Raw genomic sequence first — 21967 nt, 5'->3', positions numbered from 1 at the left:
AATGTCTGATGGGGCCGTGACAGCGACGAATCGGGCGCCCGCGTGGGGCGACGGCGTCGTCCTCGACGAGGACGAGGCCAGGCAGCGACTGCTGAGCGCCGCCGAAGCCTGCTACGCCGAACGTGGACCCAGTCGCACCAAGATGACCCACATCGCGGCCAAGGCGGGCGTGCACCGCACGACGGTCTACAGCTACTTTCCCAACCGTGACGCGATCCTGGCCGCCTGTTTCATGCGCGCGATCGAGGAGGTGATGGCCGCCGTGAATCGCTGCTTCGAAGCCGACATGCCGTTCGTGGAGCGGGTGATCACCGCGACCGTGACCGGTGTCGAGATCGGCCGAAAGTCGCCGGCGCTGCAATCGCTGATCTCGGCGAACGACCTGACCTGGACTCACCGCGCCGTGGAGCATTCGGAGTCCTGGCGCCAGGTGATCTACGAGGTGCTGGGCGATCGCATCGCCGAAGCGGCTGCCGCCGGGGAGGTCCGTGCCGACGTCGCACCGCAACTGCTTGCGCATTGGATGGGGCGCATCGCGTTCAGCCTGCTCGCCGAGCCCGGTCCGCCGGAGTATGGCGGCGACGAAGGCCTGCTGCGGGCCATCCTTCCGGCGATGTTCGCGCCCTGAGGTCAGCTTTCCAGTCGCACGCAGTCGTGCAGGCAACCCGGGTCTGTCGCGCGCGAGTCCTCGGCGGCCTTGCGATGCAGCACCGCGCGGCCGGGCAGCACCTGCAGCGACGTGTCGGTCAGACGGCCGGTGCCGTCGACGATCAACGAGTAGCCGCCGGGCTGGGCGGGTGGGCACAGAACGGTGACGGCGTTGTGCGCGGTGACATTTCGTTGCGTGGTGGCACCGACAGGGCCCACGTCGAGCACGCCGTCGGCGAGTACGGGCGTCACCGCGACCGTGTGCGCCCGGTAGTCGTCGCCGACCGTGATCAAGTACCCGACCGGGTAGTCGGCCAGCGTGCCGCCCAACTGGTCGAGGTCGACTTTGACGCTCATGTCGACGGCGCGGGTTGACGACCGCGGACCAACCGACCGGGACGCGCCGCGGTGGGCACACCGTTCTCGGCGATGACCTCGCCGGACACCATCGTCATGACATAGCCGTCGGCGGTCTGGTTCAGGCGGCGCCCACCGGCAGGCAGGTCGTGGGTGACCACCGGCTTGTGCAAGCGCAGCGCGTCGTGGTCGATGACATTGAGGTCGGCCTTGTAGCCCACCGCGATCCGGCCGCGATCGGCCAGGCCGGCGACCCGGGCCGGCGTCGACGTCAGTTCGCGCACCGCCTCGGCCACCGACAGCCGTCCGGACGCGCGGTCACGCGCCCAATGCGCCAGCATGTAGGTGGGATAGCTTGCGTCGCAAATCATTCCGTAGTGAGCGCCGCCGTCGCCGAGGCCGAGCACCACGTCCTCGCGACGGATCAACTCGGCGATCGTGTCAAGGCTGCCGTCGCGGAAGTTGGCCAGTGCGACGAGCAGCATCGCGTGCCCGTCCTCGTCGAGCAGCCGGTCGTATGCCTCTTCGAGTGGGCTGACCCCGCGGGCTCGGGCGCGGTTGGCGATGCTCTCCGAGGTCGGCGGCTCGTAGTTGGGCGGGTCGCCGAGCGGGAATATCCAGTCGAACGCCTGCGCCGCGAACATCAGCGGATGACCCTCACCGGATGGCTGGTCCGACAGAATGCGTTGACGCACCTCGGGTTTGCGCATTTCGGCGATGCGCTCGGCCAGCGGCAGCCCGGCCAGTTCCTGGTAGCTCGGGTACATCACGAACGGGTTGCCGGACAGCTCGAGGCCGAGCAACAGGCCGATCGGCCGCGGGTAGATCTGCGCGGTGACGCGGGGACCCTCGTCGCCGCCCGCCGCGTTGGCCTTTTCCACCATCCTCAGCGCGTCGAGGAAGAACGGCTCGCCGGCGCTGCCGATCGCCAGCGTGAACGTCACCGGCAGGCCGACGTCCTCGGCCACGTCGAACACCGTCTTCAGCGCCGGTTCGTAGTCACCGGAGACCAGGTCGGGCACGAACTGCAGCAGGCCACCGCCCGCGTCGTCGACACCACGGGCGATGGCCTCGAACTCGGCGTAGGCCGCGCCGTGACTCGGGATGAGACTGCCGCTTCCGCTCTTGTGCAGGGTCAACTGCGACGACGCGAAGCCGAGCGCACCCACCTGGATCGCCTCGGCCGACAGTTTGCGCATCATCGCGAGGTCTTCGGCGGTGGCCGGTTCACGGGCCACGCCGCGCTGGCCCATCACGTAGACCCGCAGCGGTGAGTGCGGCAGCAGGGCGGCCACATCGATGTCGCGGCGTCGCGTCTCCAGCGCGTCGAGAAACTCGGGGAACGTCTCCCAGTTCCACGGCAGCCCGTCGACCATCACCACACCGGGGATGTCCTCGACACCCTCCATCACGTCGACGAGCACGTCGTGATCCTCGGCTCGGCAGGGTGCGAAGCCGACGCCGCAGTTGCCCATCACCGCGGTGGTGACCCCGTGCGCCGAGGACGGCGTCATCCGATCCGACCAGACCGCCTGCCCGTCGTAGTGGGTGTGCAGGTCGACGAAGCCGGGGGTGACGAACAGGCCGGTCGCGTCGATCTCCCGGGCGCTCGCACCGTCTACCGCGCCGACGGCGGCGATGACGCCGTCGGCGACCGCCACGTCGCCCACGCAGGGTTCGCCACCGAGACCGTCGACGATCGTGCCGTTGCGGATGATCACGTCATACATGTGTCGAATCTACGACGGTGTCGGTACGCCGTGCCAGGATGAGCCGGTGATTGACCATTTCGGAATCAACTGCGCCGACTGGGAGAAATCCAAAACCTTCTACGACAAGGTCCTCGCGGTGCTCGGCTACACCCGCCAGCTCGACTATCAGGTCGCCATCGGTTACGGCCGGGACGGTAAACCGGACTTCTGGATCGCCGACATGAACGCCGGCGACGCGGCAGGCCCCAACCGCGAGGTGCACTTCGCCTTCCGCGCCGCCGACGCCGAGGCGGTCACCGCGTTCTACGACACCGCGCTCGAGGCCGGCGCCGAGTCGCTGCACGCGCCGCGGCTGTGGCCCGAATACCACCCCGGCTACTTCGGCGCGTTCGTCCGGGACCCGGACGGAAACAACATCGAGGCGGTCTTCCACGGCGCGCAACCGCAGGGCTGAGCGCAGTACCGTCGAGACATGGCTGGCTCAGATGCGACCCCAGATGCGGCGGCTGCCCGCGAACTGCTGCGCGACGCGTTCACCAGGCTCATCGAGCACGTCGAGGAGCTGACCGAGGGGCTCACCGACGAGGTCGCAGACTTTCGACCCACCCCCTCCGCCAACAGCATCGCCTGGTTGATCTGGCACAGCGCGCGCCAACACGACCTCCAACTCAGCGACATCGCGGGCACCGAACAGATCTGGTTACGCGACGGCTGGGTGGACCGGTTCGGCCTGGATCTGCCGCGCGAGGACATGGGCTACGGGCACACCCCCGACCAGGTCGCCAAGGTGCACGCGCCGGCGGACTTGCTCGCCGGGTACTACCGCGCCGTGCACAAGGCGACGCTGGAGTACCTCGCCTCGGTGACCCCCGAGGAGCTGAGCCGCATCGTCGACGAACGCTGGGACCCGCCGGTGACCGCCGGGGTGCGCCTGGTGAGCATCGTCGACGACAGTGCCCAGCACCTCGGCCAGGCCGCCTACCTGCGGGGCATCGCGTGATCCGGTGGTGGCCACCCGTCGCCCTCACCGCGTTCGTGATCCTGGGCGTGTCGGTCGGCAAGTACTCCACGCCGCTCGACGAGTGGTTCCGCGCCTACCGCGACGACCCCTACCTTCAATGGCTGCTGTGGTTTTCCAAGCCGTGGGTGCTGGCAGCGGTGCTGGCGGTCGCGGTGGCGGTGGCCGTGGCGCGCAGGCGCTGGCGGCTGGCCGCGGTCGCGGTGGCGTCGCCGGCGCTGGCATGGGCGCTCGTCCAGGGCCTGAAAGTGTTGTTCGGTCGGCGCAAGGAGGGCTTCTACGCCTATCCCAGCGGCCACACGACGGTGACGGTGGTGGTGTGGGGGATGGTCGTGTTGGTGGCCTCCGCCGCGGTGTGGTCGATCGTCGCGGCGGTGATCGTCAGCCTGCTCGGCATGCTCGGTCAGGCGTTCGTGTGGCATTACTTCACCGATACGGTCGGTGGCGTCCTGCTCGGAACGGCGATCGTGTGCGTGGCGGCGCTGGTCGCCAACCCGGAATTGACACGTGTCAAGCCTGCTGCGATCTGCGTCACACGCGGCGGTTAGCATGGACCCATGACCGCCACGCCTGACGTCGATGTGCCTGCCGAACCGCCAGCCAGCATCCGCAATCCCGCGACCGGCGCAGAGGCCGGCACGGTGCGGTGGACGGATCGCGCCGACGTGCCTCGCATCACCGCCGGCCTGCGCGCGGCGCAGCCCGAGTGGGAGGCCCGCGGCGCGGGGGGCCGCGCGAAGGTGCTGGCCCGCTACGCGGTGTGGCTGGGTGAGCACCGCGAGGAGATCGAGTCGCTGCTGATGGCCGAGACCGGCAAATCGGCGACCGACGCCGCCCAAGAGGTGCCGCTGCTGATCATGATCGCCTCCTACTACATCAAGACCATGGAGAAGGCGCTGGCGCCAGAGCGCAGGCCGGCGCCACTGCCGTTCCTGTCGATCAAGAAGATCGAGGTGCACTACCGGCCGCGTCCGGTGGTCGGCATCATCGCGCCGTGGAACTATCCGGTGGCCAACGCCTTGATGGACGCCATCGGCGCGCTGGCCGCGGGCTGTGCGGTGTTGCTCAAGCCGTCCGAGCGCACACCGTTGACCGCCGAGTTGCTGCTGCGCGGTTGGCAGGACTGCGGGGCGCCCGAGGTGCTCGCGCTGGCGCAGGGCGCGCGGGAGGTGTCCGAGGCCGTCATCGACAACTCCGATTTCATCCAGTTCACCGGCTCCAGCGCGACCGGCGCCAAGGTGATGGAGCGTGCGGCGCGCCGGCTCACCCCGGTCAGTCTCGAACTGGGCGGCAAGGATCCGCTGATCGTGCTCGACGACGCCGACATCGACCTGGCCGCGCACGCCGCGGTGTGGGGGGCGATGTTCAACGCGGGGCAGACGTGTGTGTCGGTCGAACGGGTGTACGTCCTCGACCGCGTCTACGACCAGTTCGTCTCCGCCGTGCTGCGGGACGTCGAGAAGTTGAAGGTCGGCGCCGGTGACGGCCACGACTTCGGCTCGATGATCGACGAGAGCCAGATCTCGGTGGTCGAGCGGCACATCGCCGACGCCAAGGCCAAGGGCGCCCGGGTGCTCACCGGCGGTGAACGCCCCGCGGGCGAAGGCCACTTCTATCCGCCGACGGTGATCGTCGACGTCGACCATTCGATGCTGTGCATGACCGAGGAGACGTTCGGTCCGACGCTGCCGATCATGAAGGTCGCCACGGTCGGAGAAGCGGTCCGGCTGGCCAACGACAGTCCATACGGGCTGAGCGCGTCGGTGTTCTCCAAAGATGTCAAGCGCGCGAAAGACGTTGCGGTCGAACTCGACTGCGGAGCCGTCAATATCAACGACGTGATCTCCAACCTGATGTGCACGACGGCGCCGATGGGCGGTTGGAAGACCTCGGGGCTCGGGGCACGGTTCGGTGGGGCCGAAGGGTTGCGCAAGTACTGTCGGCAGGAGACGGTGGTCGCGCCGCGCACCAACATCGGCGCCGGCGGTAACTATTACAACAACTCGCCGAAGGCGCTCAAGCGGATGAATCGGCTCATGACCAAACTCGCGCTCATCACGCCCCGACGCGTGGCCAAATAACGCGTCACTTTTCGCTTTTCACATTCCTGGGGAGGACCACGCGTGCGGTTGGTGGCGACCGTGTTCTTGTGGCTTGTCACGACCGTGTTGCTGACGGTGGCGGTGCCGAGCATGTGGGTGCAGCGAAACGTGGTCAGCGAGCACGGTTACGCCGCGCTGGCCGCCGACGCCGCACAGGACCCCGAACTGCAGACCGCGATGGCCTCGGAGTTGACGACCCAGATTCTCGCGCTGGCCAAACGCAACGGATACCCGCTGAACAACACGGCCCTGGTCCGCGAGGTAGCCACGGCCTACACCGCCAACCCCGGCTTCCCCGGGCAGTTCGCCCAGGCCAACCGCATCGCGCACCGCTGGATGTTCACCGATTCGGTGCCTGCCGACGACGGCGCCGGTGACCGGTGGCTCGTCGACATCGCACCGATGCTCAACGACCCGTCGATCACACAGGTGCTCGGCGATCTGGATCTGGCCGTCCCGCAGACATTGACGGTGCCGATCACGGTTCCGGAGAACTCTGCGTTGCGGCCCGGCCAGCTGCGGCTGCTGTCGACATGGGGGCCGTGGGTCAGTGTCGGAACGACGATCCTGACCGGCGTGTTCGCTCTGCTGATGTTGGCCGCCACCCGCTCGCGTGGTAAAGGCCTTGCTGCGCTGGGGGTTTCGGCGCTGTTCGTCGGTGCCGCCGGGTGGGCTGGTCTGGAGGTGGCGCGCGACCACATCAACCGTGCGCTGAACCAGACCTCGGGTGATATCCGCCGGATCGCCGAGGTCATGGTGGGCCACGCCGAAGACAGCCTGCACACCTGGCTGAACTACACGCTCGCCGGCGGTGGCGCGCTGGTGGTGTTCGGGGTGCTGGTCGCGATGGTGGGTGGCCTGTGGAGGCGCGACTAGTAACGTCAGGCCATGCCCTTCGTCACCGACATCGTGGGCCCGCAGCGGCCGGTCGAGGCGTGGCCGCCGCTGACCGCGGGGATGCTGCGGCGCACCAGCACCATCGACACCCATCCCGCCGGCACGGGCGCCGCCGAGGTCGACCTCCGTGCGCGTGACGTGGTGGTCACGGGGCCGCCCACGGTGGAGGTACTCGAACAGGTCGCAGTGCGCGCGCGGTTGGCCGACCGCGTCATCGTCGACATCGCTCCCGACGGGCCGCTCGCACAACTCACCGGCAGCCGCGTCGGCCCGGGGTTTCGCGCGCACGTCGCGACGCTGTTCCCCGACGAGGTGCGCCGGGCCGGTCTGCTGAATCTGCTGCTCGACGACTGGGTGGGCGCGGCGCTGGTGTCCGGTTACGGGGTGCAGCACGCGGCGATCCGCCACGGCGTCGAGGAGAAACTGCCCGCCGGCACCGCCAACCGCATGGCCGGCATCTGCGCGGGGTTCGCGCCCGACGCCTCGATGGTGTCCTATGCCCGACGCCACGACATCATCCCGACCGCGCGCGGTCCGATCGCTCCGCCCCTCGACGCCGACGGGATGCATGCCGTGGCACCGCTTCGTCCCGACGGCATGCGTCGGTTGCGGCGGCTGGACCTGATTCCCGTCGACAGTTCCGGCGACACAGCCGACTTCGACGCGCACTTTCGTGATTCCCACGTCGACGACGAGGGCGTCGAGACGATCGTGCACGAGTACACGGTCACCGGATCGGTGGACCTCGCGACCCGCACGATCGCGTCGGTCGCCGCGACGGTCCAGGTGCTGCCGTGGCAGGAGTGTCCGGGCGCCATCGGCAGCGCGACGCGGGTCCGTGGGATGCGGCTGGCCGAGGTGCGTGACCGGGTCCGCGGTGAGCTGGTCGGCACCAGCACCTGCACGCACCTCAACGACACGCTGCGCGCGCTTGCCGACCTCGACGCGCTGCTCTCGTCGAGGGTCAGGGCTCGATGATGTGCGACGGGTCGGGGCGCTTGTCCGGCGGGGCTTGGCTGTAGTCACCCCACGGCCCGTCGCGCTGCTCGATGGCCGCCCGAACCCCTTGTGAGGCAGCGGTTTCGACGAAGTCCAGCGCGTCGGGGGTGTTGCGCATCAGCCCGTCGAGGATGCCGCCCAGCGTCTGGGTGGAGGCCAGGCCCATGTTCTCGTAAGCCTGGTTGACGATGAGCTTCTGGGCCTGCAACTGTGACAGCGGGATCCGGGCCAGCTTGTCGGCGATCTCCGCGACGCGGGCCTCCAGCTTTTCGAACGGCACCGACTCGTTGATGAGTTCGACTGCGGCGGCCTCCTTTCCGGTCAGCGGTTCACCGGTGAGCGAATGCCACTTCACCTTCGCCAGGCTCAGCCGGTAGAGCCAGATGCCGGTGAGGTAGGCGCCCCACATCCTGGCGTAGGGCGTGCCGATGACCGCGTCGTCGCTGGCGATCACGATGTCGGCGCACAGCGCGTAATCGCTGGCCCCGCCGACGCACCAGCCGTGCACCTGGGCGATGACGGGTTTCGACGCCCGCCAGATCGCCATGAACTTCTGATGCGGGCTGGTCGCGCGGGCGCTGACCATCGCGAAATCCTTGCCCGGGTCCCACCGGCCGTCGGTGTTCATCGCCTCGCCCCAGTGGGTGAACCCGCCCCCGAAGTCGTACCCCCCGGAGAACGCGCGACCCGCGCCGCGCAGGACGATCACCTTGATCGCCGGATCCCGTTCGGCGAGGTCGACGGCGGCCTCGATCTCGTCGGGCATCGGCGGCACGATGGTGTTGAGGTGGTCGGGCCGGTTGAGCGTGATGGTGGCGACGGGCCCGTCGGCCCGATACAGCAGAGTCTCGAACTGCGGCGTGGTCGTCATGGTTGAAGTCTGGCAGCCGAGGCGACCGGCATCCGGGCAATTAGGTATGCCTACCTTGAGAGCTTGCCGGATGTTATGTTCACCCTCTCCGAGCTTGAAGGTGCATATGAACCGCATACTCCGATGGACCGTGCCCGTCGCCGCACTGAGCCTGATCCTGGCCGGCTGCTCGAGTGACTCGGGTAGCTCCGATACCACCACCACCACCGAGGAGACGTCGACGTCGGCGGCCGCCGCCGTTGCGCCCGAGGTGCTGGAGAAGGCGGCTCAGGACTACAAGGCATACGCGCAGAGCAACATCGACGAACTCCAGGCGGTCGTCAAGGTCTTCACCGACGCCGTTCGCGCCGGTGACCTGCAGGCCGCCCAGGACGCGTACGCCCCGTCGCGGGTGCCGTGGGAGCGCATCGAGCCGATCGCAGGTCTGGTCGAGGAGATCGACGGCAAGATCGACGCCCGGGTCGACGACTTCGCCGGTGTCGACGATCCCGAGTTCACCGGGTGGCACCGCCTGGAATACATCCTGTTCGAGCAGAACACCACCGAGGGCGCCGCCCCGTTCGCCGACCAACTCGACTCGGACGTCGCCGCGCTCAAGGCACAGTTCCCCGCGGTTGAGGTGAAGCCCGTCGACGTGGCCAACGGCGCGGCCGAACTGATCGAGGAGATCTCGGAGGGCAAGATCACCGGCGAGGAGGACCGCTACTCCAAGACCGACCTGTGGGACTTCGACGCCAACCTGCAGGGCTCGCGCGACGCCGTCGGCAAGTTGAGTCCGGCGCTGGTCGAAGCCGATCCGGCGCTGCTGGGCAAGATCGAGGCCGGAGTCGGCTCGGTGTTCGAGACCCTGGCGCCGCTGCGCCGTGGCGACGGCTGGGTGCTGTTCTGCACCGAGAACGATCCGTACCCCTCGCCGCGCTGCCCGGAGGTCACCGTGTCCCCGCAGGTGATCGACACGCTCAAGGCCGAGCTCGCCGGACTCTCCGAGAATCTGTCCCAAGTCGCCGGAGTGCTCAACCTGAAGTGACTCGGCGGTTTTCGCGCGTCTCCCGTCGTGGTTTCGTCACGGGCGCGCTAGGCGCAGGCGCCGCGCTGGGCGCCGGTGGGCTGGTCGGATGCGCGTCGTCGGATTCCGAGCCGCGGGCGGCGCGGGCGGGGCGCTTCGTCCCGTTCGAGGGGCCGCACCAGACCGGGATCACCGCCCTGCCGATCCCAGAGCAGGGCATGATCGCCTCGTTCAACGTGCACGCCAAGGACCGGGCCGGCCTCGAGGCGACGTTGCGCGAACTCACCGAGGAGATCCGCGGCTTGATGGCCGGTGAGCCGCCGAAGACCCGCGATCCCGCCTACCCGCCCGTCGACTCCGGCATTCTCGGCGACAAGCCACCGGCCGACGACCTCTCGATCGCGGTCAGCGTCGGCGCGTCGTTGTTCGACGACCGCTTCGGGTTGTCCGACCGCAAGCCCAGGGAACTGGTCACGATGCCGTTTCTGGCCAACGACCGGTTGGACCCCAAACTCTCCCACGGTGATCTGGCGATCATCTTCGAGGCCGGGCACAACGACACCGTGCAGTACGCGCTGCGACAGTTGATGCGTCGCACCCGAAGTGATCTGGTGCTGCGGTGGATGGTCGACGGCTATGCGCGCGGTATCGGGGCCGGTCGCGCGTCGGAGGCGGCGACACCGCGAAACCTGTTGGGATTCAAGGACGGAACCTCCAACCTCGATGTCGATGACAGCGCCGTGATGGACCGCCACGTCTGGGTCGGGCCCGACGACGGCGAGCCGGAGTGGGCAGTCGGCGGCTCGTATCAGGCGATCCGCATCATCCGGATGTTCGTCGAGTTCTGGGATCGCACCCAACTCGTCGAACAGGAGGTGATCTTCGGCCGCAACAAGATCAGCGGCGCACCGCTGGGCCGCGACGACGAGTTCGACGACCCCGACTACGCCGAGGACCCTGAGGGCAAGCGGATTCCGCTGACCGCCCACATCCGGCTGGCCAATCCCCGCACACCACAGACCGCGGAAAACCTCATCCTGCGCAGGGGTTTCAACTATTCACGCGGATTCGACGGCGCCGGACGCCTCGATCAGGGCCTGGCCTTCGTCGCCTACCAGCGCAGCCTGCAGAAGGGCTTTCTGACCGTGCAGAGCCGGTTGAAGGGCGAACCGCTCGAAGAGTACATCCTGCCCGTCGGCGGCGGGTTCTTCTTCGTGCTGCCCGGTGTCACCGGTCCTGACCGATTCCTCGGTGACATGTTGGTCAGTTGAGCGTGGACCACAAGAACTCGTGAATCAACGCCGCCCGGAATGCCATCTGGGCGTTGTCGGCGGCGCCGGCGTGTCCGCCCTCGATGTTCTCGTAGTAGTGCACCCGGTGGCCCGCCGCCTCCAGCGCCGCGGTCATCTTGCGGGCGTGGCCCGGATGCACACGGTCGTCACGGGTGGACGTGGTGATCAGCACCGGCGGGTACGTCGTGTCTGCTGAAATGTTGTGATATGGCGAGTATTCGGAGATGAACTTCCAGTCGTCGGGGTTGTCGGGATCACCGTATTCGGCTACCCAGGAGGCGCCCGCCAACAACAGGTGAAACCGGCGCATGTCCAGCAGTGGCACACTGCACACCAGCGCGCCGAACAGCTCCGGATAGCGGGTCAGCATGACACCCATCAACAGGCCGCCGTTGCTGCCGCCCTGGGCGCCTAACTGCTCGACGGTGGTGATTCCGCGCGCCACCAGATCCCTTGCGACGGCAGCGAAGTCCTCGTACACCAGATGCCTGTTCTCGCGCATCGCCTGGGTGTGCCAACCCGGCCCGTACTCGCCGCCGCCACGGATGTTGGCCAACACATAGGTGCCGCCCCTGGCCAGCCACAGTCGACCGAGCACACCGTCGTAGCTGGGCGTGCGAGCCACCTCGAAGCCGCCGTAGCCGCCGAGAAGTGTCGGGCCGGGCGCGGTCACGTGGCGGTGGCCGACGACGAAGTACGGGACGGAGGTGCCGTCGTCGGACTGTGCGAAGTGTTGGGAGACCACCAGATCGGCGGCGTCGAAAAACGACGGCGCACGCTTGATCTCGGTCAGCTCGCCGCCGGCTGCTCCGTGCAGCAACCGAGACGGCGTATCGAATCCGCTTGAGTCCAAGAAGATCTCGTCACCCAGATCGTCCGCGGTGACGATCACGGTGTTGGTGTTGGCGGGCACCCCCGCTACCGGCTCGGTCCGCCACGTTCCCGGCGTGACGACCTCGACGCGGCTGGCCACGTCGGCCAGTGTCACCACCACCAGCTTGTCGCGGGTCCACGCGTAGTGGTGCAGGCTGGTGTGCTCGTCGGGTGCGAACACCACCGCCAAATCCGCGGTGCCCGCGAGGAACTCGTTGTAGTCCGCCGCCAGCAGCGACCCTGCCGGGTACGTCGTCGACCCGACGGACCAGTCGGTGCGCAACTCGATCAACAGCCAGTCGCGGTGGACCGAGACGGTGGCATCGGTCGGCGCATCGATGCGGATCAGTTCCGTGCCGCGCAGTTCGTAGACCTCGTCGTTGAAGAAGTCGACGGCCCGGCTGATCAGGGTGCGCTCGAAGCCCGGTGTGCGATCCACCGATGCCGCCGCGATGACGTCCGTCGTCTCCGCGCTGAACACCGTCTCGGCGTCGGCGAGCGGCCGGCCGCGCCGCCACCGCTTGACCAGACGCGGGTAGCCCGACTCGGTCAGGGAGTCCCCGCCGAAGTCGGTGCCGACCAGGACGGTGTTCTCGTCGGCCCAGGTGATCTGGGTCTTGGCTTCGGGTAGCTCGAACCCGCCGGACACGAACTGCCTTGTCCCCATGTCGACCTCCCGCACGATTGCGGCGTCCGAGCCGCCGCGTGACAGGCTGACCAGCGCCCTGGTGCGGTCGGGCTCGATCACGTCGGCGCCTGCCCACACCCAGTTCTCGTCCTCGGCGGCCGCGATCGCGTCGACGTCGATGATCACCTCCCAGTCGGGATCCTCCCGGCGGTAGCTGTCCAGCGTGGTGCGGCGCCACACGCCTCGCGGGTTGGCCGCATCGCGCCAGAAGTTGTAGAGGTGATCCCCACGTCGCCGCACGTAGGGGATGCGCGCATCGGTGTCGAGCACCTCCAGCGCCTCGGCGCGCATCTGCTCGAAGCGTTGGCCGCCGAACTCGGCGAGCGTCGGTTCGTTGTGCTTGCGCACCCAGTCCAACGCCGCTTCGCCGGTGATGTCTTCGAGCCAGAGGTAGGGATCGTCCACACCGACCATTGTGGCCGCTCGGCGTAGTGTGAGCTCGGTTACACCGTTCACGAGGAGTCACTGATGATTGTTTACGCCCGTCCCGGATCGGCAGATGCCCTGATGTCGTTTGAGTCGCGATACGGCAACTTCATCGGCGGGGAGTGGGCGGCGCCGGTCGCCGGCGAGTATTTCGAGAACCCGACACCGGTCACCGGCCAGCCGTTCACCGAGGTGGCCCGCTCCACCGAGGCCGACATCGACAAGGCGCTCGACGCCGCCCACGGCGCCGCGCCGGCGTGGGGGAAGACCGCACCCGCCGAACGCGCCGTCATCCTCAACAAGATCGCCGACCGCATCGAAGCCAACCTGGAGGCGTTGGCGGTGGCCGAGTCGTGGGACAACGGCAAGCCGATCCGCGAGACCCTCAACGCGGACCTGCCGCTGGCCGTCGACCACTTCCGCTACTTCGCCGGGGCGATCCGTGCCCAGGAGGGCTCGCTGAGCCAGATCGACGACGACACCGTGGCCTACCACTTCCACGAGCCCCTCGGCGTGGTCGGCCAGATCATCCCGTGGAACTTCCCGATCCTGATGGCCACCTGGAAGCTGGCGCCGGCGCTGGCCGCGGGCAACGCCGTAGTGCTCAAACCCGCCGAGCAGACCCCGGCGTCGATCCTGTACCTGATGTCGTTGATCGGCGATCTGTTGCCCGCCGGTGTGCTCAACGTCGTCAACGGCTTCGGGTTCGAGGCGGGCAAGCCGCTGGCCTCCAGCAACCGGATCGCCAAGATCGCCTTCACCGGCGAGACCACCACCGGCCGGCTGATCATGCAGTACGCCTCCCAGAACCTGATCCCGGTGACGTTGGAATTGGGCGGCAAGAGCCCCAACATCTTTTTCTCCGACGTGATGGCGGCAGGTGACGACTACCAGGACAAGGCCCTGGAGGGGTTCACCATGTTCGCGCTCAACCAGGGCGAGGTGTGCACGTGCCCGTCGCGCAGCCTGGTGCAGGCCGACATCTACGACGAATTCCTCGAACTCGCCGCGATCCGCACCAAGGCCGTGCGCCAGGGCGATCCGCTGGACACCGAGACCATGATCGGCTCACAGGCCTCCAACGACCAGCTGGAAAAGGTGTTGTCCTATATCGAGATCGGCAAGTCCGAGGGTGCCACCGTGGTCACCGGCGGCGAGCGCGCACAACTCGGCGGGGACCTCAACGGCGGCTATTACGTGCAGCCGACAATCTTCGAGGGCACCAACACCATGCGCATCTTCCAGGAGGAGATCTTCGGCCCGGTCGTCGCGGTCACGTCGTTCCGCGATTACGACGACGCGATCGCCATCGCCAACGACACGCTCTACGGGCTGGGTGCCGGGGTGTGGAGCCGCGACGGCAACACCGCCTACCGCGCGGGGCGCGACATCAAGGCCGGCCGGGTGTGGACGAACTGCTATCACGCCTACCCCGCGCACGCGGCGTTCGGCGGCTACAAGCAGTCCGGCATCGGCCGCGAAAACCACAAGATGATGCTGGACCACTACCAGCAGACCAAGAACCTGCTGGTGAGCTACAGCGACAAGGCCCAGGGCTTCTTCTGATCACCACACTTCGTTCCCGCCGAACGTTCATTACCGCTCGACTTTTCGCGGATCTTTCGAGCGGTAATGAACGTTCGCGCCGGAGGTGGGGCCGCCAATACGGGTGGGGTGTGTGATGGCGGCGCCGGCGCGGGTGCTGATCACCGAGGCGGCCGCCGATCTGCTGGCCACACTGCAGGACCGGTACGGCGCGCTGATGTTTCACCAGTCCGGCGGCTGCTGCGACGGCTCCTCGCCGATGTGCTACCCCGAAGGTGAGTTCCTCGTCGGCGACCGCGACATCCTGCTCGGCATCCTCACCGGCACCGCCTCGGAGACCCCGGTATGGATCTCGGGCCCGCAGTTCGAGGCGTGGCAGCACACCCAGCTGGTCATCGACGTGGTGCCGGGCCGCGGCGGCGGGTTCAGCATCGAGGCGCCCGAGGGCATGCGGTTCCTGTCCCGCGGCCGCGCATTCACCGACGAGGAGAACCGGGCGCTGGCCGAACAGCCGCCGATCACGGGTGTCGAGTACGCACGAGGTGTGCGGCCGCAACCGCGTGGCTCAAAAGGATGACGCCGGATCGGCGCTAACCTCGAATACGTGATACCGCTGCCTCGCGCATGGCTGCTCACCGGCGCCCTGCTGGTGGGGACCGCGGTCGGGCTGATTTTGGGAATCGCCTCGACCATGCTGGTCAGCGTCGCGATGCGGCCGGACGTGGTGATCGCGCTCGTGGTCGGGATCCCCGGTGCGATCGGCATGCTCGCGATCCTGTTCTCCGGGCGACGCTGGATCACGGCGTTCGGGGCGTTCGTGCTGGCCATCGCGCCGGGGTGGTTCGGGGTTTTGGTGGCGATCCAGGCGGTGAGCGGTGCCTGATACCGGGGGCGAAGTGTTGACGGGCGAGCCGACCGAGCCGTACCTGCCCGAGTTCACCGGCGAGTTGGCAGCCCAGCCGGCCCAGCCGGACCCGCCGTTGCCGCCACCGGCCCAGCCCGTCGCCCACCCCGTCGTCGTGCCCGGCAACTACCGGTACCTCAAGCGGTGGACGTTCGTGGCGGTGGTGGCCTGTGTGTGGCTCGCCGCGGCCGCAGCCGGGTGGGGCTTGTATTACTGGTGGTATCACTCGTTGGACAAGACGCCGCCGGTGTTCGTCGTGCTGGTCTTCCTGATCCTGTGCACCGTCATTGGTCTGCTCATCGCGATGGTGCCCAACCGGCCGTGGGTGTCGGGGCTGGCCGTCGCGGTGATGTCGGCGCCCCTGGCCGCCACCGCAGGCGCCGCAGTGCTGCACGGCCTGTACTTCTGCCAGTGGGCCGAACGCTGTCTGGTGGGCCTGATCCCTTACTGAGGTCGGCATCGCGCCGGGCGATTAGGGTAGGGGCGTGACCCACTATGACGTCGTTGTTCTCGGAGCAGGTCCCGGCGGATACGTCGCAGCCATTCGCGCCGCACAACTGGGGCTGAACACCGCAATCGTCGAACCCAAGTACTGGGGCGGGGTGTGTCTCAACGTCGGCTGCATCCCATCCAAATCGCTGCTGCGCAACGCCGAGCTGGCCCACATCATCACCAAGGAGGCCAAGACTTTCGGCATCAGCGGCGAACCCACCATGGACTACGGGGTGGCCTTCGACCGCAGTCGCAAGGTGGCCGACGGCCGCGTCGCCGGTGTGCACTTCCTGATGAAGAAGAACAAGATCACCGAGATCCACGGCTACGGCAAGTTCACCGATGCCAACACCTTGAAGGTCGACCTCAACGAGGGCGGCACCGAGACCGTCAGCTTCGACAACGCGATCATCGCGACCGGCAGCAGCACCCGACTCGTGCCGGGCACCTCGCTGTCGGACAACGTCGTCACCTACGAAGAACTCATCATGTCGCGCGAGTTGCCGTCCTCGCTCATCATCGCCGGCGCCGGCGCGATCGGCATGGAGTTCGGCTACGCGCTGAGCAACTTCGGTGTCGACGTGACGATCGTCGAGTTCCTGCCCCGCGCCCTGCCCAACGAGGACGCCGAGGTGTCCAAGGAGATCGAGAAACAGTTCAAGAAGCTCGGCGTCAAGATCCGCACCGGCACCAAGGTGGAGTCCATCAGCGATGACGGATCGACGGTGACCGTCCAGGTGAGCAAGGACGGCAAGTCCGACGAGCTCAAGGCCGACAAGGTGTTGCAGGCCATCGGGTTCGCGCCCAACGTCGAGGGGTACGGCCTGGACGCGGCGGGGGTGGCGCTGACCGACCGCAACGCGATCGGCATCGACGACTACATGCGCACCAACGTGTCGCACATCTACGCCATCGGCGACGTCACCGGCAAGCTGCAACTCGCCCACGTCGCCGAGGCTCAGGGCATCGTGGCCGCCGAAACGATCGGAGGCGCAGAGACTTTGACGCTCGGCGACTACCGGATGATGCCGCGCGCCACCTTCTGCCAGCCACAGGTCGCCAGCTTCGGGCTCACCGAGGAGCAGGCCCGCGAGGAGGGCTACGACGTCAAGGTCGCCAAGTTCCCGCTGACCGCGAACGCCAAGGCGCACGGGCTGGGGGATCCGAGCGGATTCGTCAAGCTGATCGCCGACGGGCGCTACGGCGAACTGATCGGCGGACACCTGATCGGTCACGACGTCTCCGAACTGCTGCCGGAGTTGACCCTGGCGCAGAAATGGGATCTGACGGTCAACGAACTGGCCCGCAACGTGCACACGCATCCGACGTTGTCGGAGGCGCTGCAGGAGTGCTTCCACGGGCTGGCCGGCCACATGATCAACTTTTGAGGGCGATCTGGGTCGCCGGCATCGGCGGACTGGTGGTCGGGCACATCTTGTGGCTGGCCGAGATCTCGCTGGCCGTCGCGACCACCAGCGTCAGCACCTGGGTGCTCGTGGTCGCCGCGACGTCGTTCGTGCTCGGCGCGGTCTGCGCGGCCACGGGCTGGCGCTGCTACCGGCGCAAGTCCGAGGTGTGGGCGGCGTTTCTGTGGGCGCTGCCGGTCTCGCCGGTGCTGTTCTCGCTGGTCGTGCTCGGCGTGACGTACCTGTAGGCGGTCAGTCCGGAAAGTCCAGTGGCACGTTGAGCGTGGTGATGGTCGCGGCCAGTCCATCGTATTGCGCTGCGAGCATGCAGAATTCGATGAGCTGTGGTTTGGTCAGGTGCCGGGCCAGCACCGCCCAGGTCTGGGCCGACACCCCGCGGGTGACGACGAACTCGTCGGTGGCGGTGATCAGTGCGCGCTGCCGGTCGGTGAGCCCCTCGGCATCCGGCCCCTCGAAGATCCTGGCCTGCACCTCGGGGCCGAGACCTCGGGTTCGGGCCAGCCGACGGTGCTGCTGCAGTTCGTACTCGCAGTTGCGCAGGTGGCCCACCCGCAGGATGACGGTCTCGGCGTCCTTGACCGGCAGCTTGCTCAGCAGTCCGAGCAGCATCCCGCTGTAGGGCAGCCAGGCCAGGAACAGAAGGCGGTGCTGGCCAAGCACATTGAACAGGCTGAATCTGGGCGCCCGGATCGCTCGCGCGCCCAGCTTGGCGATGACCCAGTTCAGCGGGCCGAGTTCCTTGAATCCGCCGGGCGCGATACGCGCGGGCTCGATGGCGCTCACCGGAGCGAGTCTATGTCTGCCTGACCAAGTACGGCGACACCGTGCTGCGGTGCTCGTCGAGATCCAGTGCGCGGCCGAGGGCGGGGAAGGCGCGCTGCGGACAGTTGTCGCGCTCGCAGACGCGGCAACCCGCCCCGATCGGCGTCGCTGAGACTTTCGAGTCACCGGAGAGGTCGAGGCCCTCCGAGTAGACCAACCGGTGCGCCTGGCGAAGCTCACAGCCCAGACCGATCGCGAATGTCTTACCGGGCTGACCATATCTGGAAGCGCGGCGCTCGACCGTGCGCGCGACCCACATGTAGTTGCGCCCGTCGGGCATCTGGGCGATCTGCACCAGGATCTTGCCCGGGTTGGCGAACGTCTCGTAGACGTTCCACAACGGACAGGTACCGCCGCTGGAGGAGAAGTGAAAGCCCGTGGCGGACTGGCGCTTCGACATGTTTCCCGCACGGTCGACCCGGATGAAGGAGAACGGCACGCCACGCATTGACGGGCGTTGCAGCGTGGACAGCCGGTGGGCGATCGTCTCGTAGGACACCGAGTAGTAGGCCGAAAGGCGTTCGACGTCGTAGCGGAAGTTCTCGGCCATGTCGTGAAACTGACCGTAGGGCAACACCGTTGCGGCCGCGAAATAGTTGGCCAGCCCCAGGCGCGCCAGGGTCGTGGATTCCTCGCTGGTGAACTTGCCCTCGTCGACGAGTTTGTCGATCAGGTCGCCGAACTCCAGGTAGGCCAATTCGGCGGCCATCTTGAACACCGTCTGGCCCGACGACAGGCTGGCGCTGAGGTCGAGAATTTTCGTCGTCGGGTCGAACCGGTGCAGCACTGTCTCGCCGAGGTCGTCGCGTCGGCGGATGACGACGCCGTGCACGATCCGCAGTCGGTTGGCCAGATCGCTCGCGAGCTCGCCGCGCTGCATGACCATGGTGGAAGTGAGTTCTTCGGCGGCGGTGTCGAGTTCGTGCAAATAGTTCTGCCGCTCGTAGAAGTAGTCGCGAACCTCCTCGTGCGGCATGGTGATCGACCCCGACCCTGAGCTGAAGCCGCTGCCATCGGTGAACCGGTCCTCGGTGGCCGCGGCCAACTGCGTGGTGGTCAACCGATAGCGCCGGTGCAGGTTGACCATGGCCCGCGCCAGCGTCGGGTGTTGGGCGACCATGTCGGCGACCTCGGCGAGGTCGATGTCGAGGTCGAGGTCGCGGTCCAGCGCCACCTCACGCAGCTCGGCGACCAGCCGGGTGTCATCCTCGGAGGCGAAGAACGTGGCGTCGACGCCGAACACCTCGGTGATCCGGAGCAGCACCGCGACGGTCAGCGGACGCACGTCGCGTTCGATCTGGTTGAGATAACTCGGCGAGATCTCCAGCATCTGAGCCAGCGCCGCCTGACTGAAACCACGTTCGTTTCGGAGCTGTCGAACGCGCGAGCCGACAAACGTTTTCGCCACGCCATCCAGCCTAACAACGCTGCGAAGGCCATCTTCGCATTGTTGGCAGACCGGCGGCTGTGGCAGGATCGGCCTCCGTGAGTACCAAGCGGGCACTCGGCACACAGGGCCTGGGCAAAGACATGATGCCCGTTCCCGACCCACACCCCGATGTGTTCGACATCGAGTGGCCCCTACGGGTCGCCGACGTGGACCGCGAGGGTCGGTTGAAGTTCGACGCCGCCACCCGACACATCCAGGACATCGGCTCCGATCAGTTGCGCGAGATGGGTTTCCAGGAGACACATCCGCTGTGGATCGTGCGCCGCACCATGGTGGATCTGATCAGGCCCATCGAGTTCCAGGACATGTTGCGGCTGCGGCGCTGGTGTTCGGGGACGTCGAACCGATGGTGCGAGATGCGGGTGCGCATCGACGGCCGCAAGGGCGGCCTGATCGAATCCGAGGCCTTCTGGATCAACATCAACCGGGAGACACAGGGGCCGGCGCGCATCTCGGACGACTTCTTGGAGGGCCTGCAGCGCACCACCGACGTCGACCGGCTGCGGTGGAAGGCGTACCTGTCGGCGGGCAGCCGCGACGACGCCGACCAGGTTCGTGACTTCCCGATCCGCGTCAGCGACATCGACATATTCGACCACATGAACAACTCGGTGTATTGGTCGGTCATCGAGGATTACCTGCACCATCACCCCGAGGTGAATCGTCATCCCCTGCGGGTGACCATGGAGCACGACGCCGCGGTGGCGTTGGGCGACAAGCTGGAGATTCTGAGCCACGTGTATCCGCCGGGTTCCACCGATCAGTTCGGCCCGGACCTGACCGATCGCACTGTTACAACGCTCACATATGTGGTCGGCGCGGAGACCAAGGCCGTTGCCTGCATCTTCACGCGGTAGCCGGGGCCCGACCGCGCGAATCAAACAGTACGACCGTACTGACGTGCGCAAACGTGTTACCGGCCGGTAGCTTCTGAACCGGTCAAGTGTTAGGCGTCTTCGCAAAATTTGCAGAAATCGGCGACGCGTTGGCTGAAGTTCGCATAACTATGGACTGGACCTGCGGTTATGTCATGAGGCATCCTCAAGTCATCACGACAGCGATGTCGTCTCAGTATTAACAGAACTCGCAGGAGTCGAAGGAGCAGCCATGTCAACCGTGGGCAAGCCGAGATCAGCCGAAGAGATCCAGAAGGACTGGGACACCAACCCTCGCTGGAAGAACATCACCCGCGAGTACTCCGCCTCCGACGTGGTGGCCCTGCAGGGCTCCGTCGTCGAGGAGCACACGCTGGCCCGCCGCGGCGCCGAGGTGCTGTGGAACCAGCTGCACGACATGGAGTTCGTCAACGCGCTCGGGGCGCTGACCGGCAACATGGCGGTGCAACAGGTGCGCGCGGGCCTCAAGGCCATCTACCTGTCGGGCTGGCAGGTCGCCGGTGACGCCAACCTGTCCGGCCACACCTACCCCGACCAGAGCCTGTATCCGGCCAACTCGGTGCCGCAGGTGGTGCGCCGCATCAACAATGCGCTGCTGCGCGCCGATGAGATCGCCAAGGTCGAGGGCGACACCTCGGTGGAGAACTGGCTGGCGCCAATCGTCGCCGACGGCGAGGCCGGTTTCGGTGGTGCGCTCAACGTCTACGAGCTGCAGAAGGCGATGATCGCCGCGGGTGTGGCGGGTTCGCACTGGGAGGACCAGCTGGCGTCGGAGAAGAAGTGTGGCCACCTGGGCGGCAAGGTGCTCATTCCCACCCAGCAGCACATCCGCACCCTGACCTCGGCCCGACTGGCGGCCGACGTCGCCGACGTGCCGACCGTCGTCATCGCCCGCACCGACGCCGAGGCGGCCACGCTGATCACCTCCGACGTCGACGAGCGCGACCGGCCCTTCATCACCGGTGAGCGCACCAAGGAAGGGTTCTACCGGGTCAAGAACGGCCTCGAGCCGTGCATTGCGCGGGCCAAGGCGTACGCGCCGTACGCGGACCTGATCTGGATGGAGACCGGCACGCCGGACCTCGAGTTGGCCAAGCAGTTCGCCGAGGGCGTCAAGGCCGAGTTCCCCGACCAGATGCTGGCCTACAACTGCTCGCCGTCGTTCAACTGGAAGAAGCACCTCGACGACGCGACGATCGCCCGGTTCCAGAAGGAGCTCGGCGCGATGGGCTTCAAGTTCCAGTTCATCACGCTGGCCGGCTTCCACGCGCTGAACTACTCGATGTTCGACCTGGCCTACGGCTACGCCCGCAACCAGATGAGCGCCTACGTCGAACTGCAGGAGCGCGAATTCGCCGCTGAGGAGCGGGGTTACACCGCGACCCGGCACCAGCGCGAGGTCGGCGCCGGCTACTTCGACCGGATTGCCACCACGGTCGACCCGACGTCGTCGACGACGGCGCTGGCGGGCTCGACCGAGGAGGGTCAGTTCCACTGACGATGCGCGGCCCCCGGGCCGCGAGGAGGAAGTGGAACCGACAG

At 67.3% G+C, this 21967-nt stretch carries 23 protein-coding genes; 17 read left to right on the top strand and 6 right to left on the bottom strand.

Going from position 1 to position 21967, the window contains the following annotated elements; translation table 11 throughout:
- Nucleotides 1-16 precede the first annotated feature (16 nt).
- Nucleotides 17-628: a TetR/AcrR family transcriptional regulator gene (locus tag ABQE89_RS19410; protein ID WP_448419572.1), complete on the top strand. Its 612-nt coding sequence runs from the start codon at nt 17-19 to the stop codon at nt 626-628.
- 2 nt (nt 629-630) lie between these two features.
- Here the strand turns inward: ABQE89_RS19410 and ABQE89_RS19405 are convergent, their stop codons facing one another.
- Together ABQE89_RS19405 and ABQE89_RS19400 are read right to left on the bottom strand one after the other, a co-directional pair.
- Complete coding sequence (locus tag ABQE89_RS19405) at nt 631-1005, bottom strand: pyridoxamine 5'-phosphate oxidase family protein (RefSeq protein WP_448419570.1); 375 nt, start codon at nt 1003-1005, stop codon at nt 631-633.
- On the bottom strand, nt 1002-2735 hold the full coding sequence (locus tag ABQE89_RS19400) for an N-acyl-D-amino-acid deacylase family protein (protein ID WP_448419568.1): 1734 nt from the start codon (nt 2733-2735) through the stop codon (nt 1002-1004). The genes ABQE89_RS19405 and ABQE89_RS19400 overlap by 4 nt, the downstream gene beginning before the upstream one ends.
- 46 nt (nt 2736-2781) lie before the next feature.
- Here ABQE89_RS19400 and ABQE89_RS19395 point away from each other — a divergent pair, with 46 nt between their 5' ends.
- The 6 genes from ABQE89_RS19395 to ABQE89_RS19370 are packed head-to-tail and all read left to right on the top strand — an operon-like array spanning nt 2782 to nt 7712.
- Complete coding sequence (locus ABQE89_RS19395; protein ID WP_448419566.1) at nt 2782-3171, top strand: VOC family protein; 390 nt, start codon at nt 2782-2784, stop codon at nt 3169-3171.
- An 18-nt stretch (nt 3172-3189) separates the two neighbouring features.
- Nucleotides 3190-3717: a mycothiol transferase gene (locus tag ABQE89_RS19390; protein ID WP_448419564.1), complete on the top strand. Its 528-nt coding sequence runs from the start codon at nt 3190-3192 to the stop codon at nt 3715-3717.
- Nucleotides 3714-4283 carry a phosphatase PAP2 family protein gene (locus ABQE89_RS19385; RefSeq protein ID WP_448419562.1) on the top strand — a complete coding sequence of 190 codons (570 nt, stop codon included), beginning with the start codon at nt 3714-3716 and terminating at the stop codon, nt 4281-4283. The genes ABQE89_RS19390 and ABQE89_RS19385 overlap by 4 nt, the downstream gene beginning before the upstream one ends.
- A gap of 9 nt (nt 4284-4292) precedes the next feature.
- Nucleotides 4293-5816 (top strand): aldehyde dehydrogenase family protein, encoded by a 1524-nt coding sequence (locus ABQE89_RS19380; protein WP_448419560.1) that lies wholly within the window; start codon nt 4293-4295, stop codon nt 5814-5816.
- 42 nt (nt 5817-5858) lie between these two features.
- Nucleotides 5859-6713, top strand: coding sequence for a hypothetical protein (locus ABQE89_RS19375; RefSeq protein WP_448419558.1), 855 nt, complete (start codon nt 5859-5861; stop codon nt 6711-6713).
- Between the two features lie 12 nt (nt 6714-6725).
- Complete coding sequence (locus ABQE89_RS19370) at nt 6726-7712, top strand: DUF2889 domain-containing protein (protein ID WP_448419556.1); 987 nt, start codon at nt 6726-6728, stop codon at nt 7710-7712.
- On the opposite strand, the gene ABQE89_RS19365 is transcribed toward ABQE89_RS19370, so the two are convergent.
- Nucleotides 7699-8604 (bottom strand): crotonase/enoyl-CoA hydratase family protein, encoded by a 906-nt coding sequence (locus ABQE89_RS19365; RefSeq protein ID WP_448419554.1) that lies wholly within the window; start codon nt 8602-8604, stop codon nt 7699-7701. The genes ABQE89_RS19370 and ABQE89_RS19365 overlap by 14 nt on opposite strands.
- A gap of 106 nt (nt 8605-8710) precedes the next feature.
- Here ABQE89_RS19365 and ABQE89_RS19360 point away from each other — a divergent pair, with 106 nt between their 5' ends.
- Both ABQE89_RS19360 and ABQE89_RS19355 read left to right on the top strand, forming a co-directional pair.
- Entirely contained in the window at nt 8711-9631 is a 921-nt protein-coding gene (locus ABQE89_RS19360; RefSeq protein ID WP_448419552.1) for an EfeM/EfeO family lipoprotein, read from the top strand.
- The gene (locus ABQE89_RS19355) at nt 9628-10881 is read left to right on the top strand and encodes a Dyp-type peroxidase (protein ID WP_448419550.1); all 1254 of its coding nucleotides are present in this window, start codon (nt 9628-9630) and stop codon (nt 10879-10881) included. The genes ABQE89_RS19360 and ABQE89_RS19355 overlap by 4 nt, the downstream gene beginning before the upstream one ends.
- Here ABQE89_RS19355 and ABQE89_RS19350 read toward each other — a convergent pair.
- The gene (locus ABQE89_RS19350; protein WP_448419548.1) at nt 10874-12877 is read right to left on the bottom strand and encodes a prolyl oligopeptidase family serine peptidase; all 2004 of its coding nucleotides are present in this window, start codon (nt 12875-12877) and stop codon (nt 10874-10876) included. The genes ABQE89_RS19355 and ABQE89_RS19350 overlap by 8 nt on opposite strands.
- Nucleotides 12878-12931: 54 nt before the next feature.
- On the opposite strand from ABQE89_RS19350, the gene adh reads away from it, so the two are divergent.
- From adh to ABQE89_RS19320, 6 genes are all read left to right on the top strand, one after another.
- Complete coding sequence (gene adh, locus ABQE89_RS19345; protein WP_448419546.1) at nt 12932-14455, top strand: aldehyde dehydrogenase; 1524 nt, start codon at nt 12932-12934, stop codon at nt 14453-14455.
- A gap of 115 nt (nt 14456-14570) precedes the next feature.
- Nucleotides 14571-15011, top strand: a complete 441-nt coding sequence (locus tag ABQE89_RS19340; protein ID WP_448419544.1) for a DUF779 domain-containing protein — start codon at nt 14571-14573, stop codon at nt 15009-15011.
- Between the two features lie 27 nt (nt 15012-15038).
- On the top strand, nt 15039-15317 hold the full coding sequence (locus ABQE89_RS19335; protein WP_448419542.1) for a putative holin: 279 nt from the start codon (nt 15039-15041) through the stop codon (nt 15315-15317).
- Nucleotides 15310-15789 (top strand): hypothetical protein, encoded by a 480-nt coding sequence (locus ABQE89_RS19330; RefSeq protein WP_448419540.1) that lies wholly within the window; start codon nt 15310-15312, stop codon nt 15787-15789. The genes ABQE89_RS19335 and ABQE89_RS19330 overlap by 8 nt, the downstream gene beginning before the upstream one ends.
- Nucleotides 15790-15823: 34 nt before the next feature.
- Nucleotides 15824-17218 carry a dihydrolipoyl dehydrogenase gene (gene lpdA / locus ABQE89_RS19325; RefSeq protein WP_448419538.1) on the top strand — a complete coding sequence of 465 codons (1395 nt, stop codon included), beginning with the start codon at nt 15824-15826 and terminating at the stop codon, nt 17216-17218.
- Complete coding sequence (locus ABQE89_RS19320) at nt 17215-17484, top strand: hypothetical protein (protein WP_448419536.1); 270 nt, start codon at nt 17215-17217, stop codon at nt 17482-17484. The genes lpdA and ABQE89_RS19320 overlap by 4 nt, the downstream gene beginning before the upstream one ends.
- A 4-nt stretch (nt 17485-17488) precedes the next feature.
- Here the strand turns inward: ABQE89_RS19320 and ABQE89_RS19315 are convergent, their stop codons facing one another.
- Both ABQE89_RS19315 and ramB read right to left on the bottom strand, forming a co-directional pair.
- Complete coding sequence (locus tag ABQE89_RS19315) at nt 17489-18040, bottom strand: carboxymuconolactone decarboxylase family protein (protein ID WP_448419534.1); 552 nt, start codon at nt 18038-18040, stop codon at nt 17489-17491.
- 10 nt (nt 18041-18050) lie between these two features.
- Nucleotides 18051-19487: an acetate metabolism transcriptional regulator RamB gene (ramB, locus tag ABQE89_RS19310; RefSeq protein WP_448419532.1), complete on the bottom strand. Its 1437-nt coding sequence runs from the start codon at nt 19485-19487 to the stop codon at nt 18051-18053.
- 122 nt (nt 19488-19609) lie between these two features.
- On the opposite strand from ramB, the gene ABQE89_RS19305 reads away from it, so the two are divergent.
- Both ABQE89_RS19305 and aceA read left to right on the top strand, forming a co-directional pair.
- On the top strand, nt 19610-20386 hold the full coding sequence (locus ABQE89_RS19305; protein WP_448419649.1) for an acyl-ACP thioesterase domain-containing protein: 777 nt from the start codon (nt 19610-19612) through the stop codon (nt 20384-20386).
- 250 nt (nt 20387-20636) lie between these two features.
- Nucleotides 20637-21923 carry an isocitrate lyase gene (aceA, locus tag ABQE89_RS19300; RefSeq protein WP_448419530.1) on the top strand — a complete coding sequence of 429 codons (1287 nt, stop codon included), beginning with the start codon at nt 20637-20639 and terminating at the stop codon, nt 21921-21923.
- Nucleotides 21924-21967 lie beyond the last annotated feature (44 nt).

It is taken from the genome of Mycolicibacterium sp. XJ1819, assembly GCF_053483675.1.
This window is presented reverse-complemented; position numbering and strand designations above follow the sequence as displayed.